The 1,148-nt window shown below is 61.7% G+C and carries 1 protein-coding gene; it reads right to left on the reverse strand.

Annotated features, from left to right (window positions below; translation table 11 throughout):
- Positions 1-53 precede the first annotated feature (53 nt).
- Positions 54-1,148, reverse strand: a complete 1,095-nt coding sequence (gene gcvT, locus ACR0C6_RS21315; RefSeq protein ID WP_480621103.1) for a glycine cleavage system aminomethyltransferase GcvT — start codon at positions 1,146-1,148, stop codon at positions 54-56.

Consider the following 1,148-nt stretch of genomic DNA (forward strand, 5'->3'; position numbering starts at 1 on the left):
CAGCCATTCATGCTCTTCGGAATAATAGGTTGCCATGTCTCTCTCTCCTGACTTCAACGCTTGTAATTCTGTTTGACGAAGGGCAGCGCCACGATTTGCGCCGGTTGCGCCTTGCCCCGGATGATCAGGTTCACCTTCTCGCCCGGCGCGCCATGGCCCGCGGACACATAGCCCATCGCGATCGGGCCACCGACCGTCGGGCCAAAGCTGCCCGAGGTGATCTGACCGATGGTGTTGCCTTCGGTGCACTGGATTTCCACGCCCTGACGCGCCGGCGCGCGGCCGTCGGGCTTGATGCCCACCAGCTTGCGCGATGCGCCCTCGGCCAGTTCGCGCTGGATACGTTCCGCGCCCGGAAAACCGCCTTCTTCCTTGCGGCGCTTCTGGATCGCCCAGGCCAACGAGGCCTCAATCGGCGAGGTGCTCTGGTCGATGTCATTGCCATACAGGCACAGCCCCGCCTCAAGCCGCAGGCTGTCGCGCGCGCCCAGACCCGCCGGTTCGCAATCCTCATGCGCCAGGAAGGCCCGTGTGATCTCGATCGCCTTGTCCTCGGGGATCGAGATCTCGTACCCGTCCTCGCCGGTATAGCCCAGCCGCGAGATGCGGCATTCGACGCCCATGATATCGGCCAGAGTGGTTTCCATGAACTTCAGGTCACGGGCCGCGGGGCAGAGCGCGCCCACCACGTTTTCCGCCGAAGGGCCCTGAACCGCCACCAGCGCGCGGTCGAAGATCTCGGTCACTTCGACGCCTTCAAGGTGCTCGCGCATATGCGGAATGTCCTGATGGCGCAGCGCCGCGTTCACCACCACAAAATAGTGATCCCCCGCATTCGACACGATCAAATCGTCCATGATCCCGCCTTCGGCGTTCGTAAAGAACCCGTAACGCGCCTTGCCTTCCTTCAGCGTCGCATAGGCCTGCGGGCACAAAGCTTCCAGCTTCTCACCCACATTCTCACCGCGCAGGATCACCTGACCCATGTGAGACACATCAAACAACGCCGCCTTCTCACGGCACTGCTTATGCTCTCCCATGATCCCCAAAGGATACTGAACAGGCATCTCCCAACCAGCAAAATCAACCATCTTCCCGCCAAGCTCGACGTTCAAAGAGTGGAGAGGCGTGCGCTTCGGTGTGGTCAT

The organism is Ruegeria sp. AL12 (genome assembly GCF_056540885.1).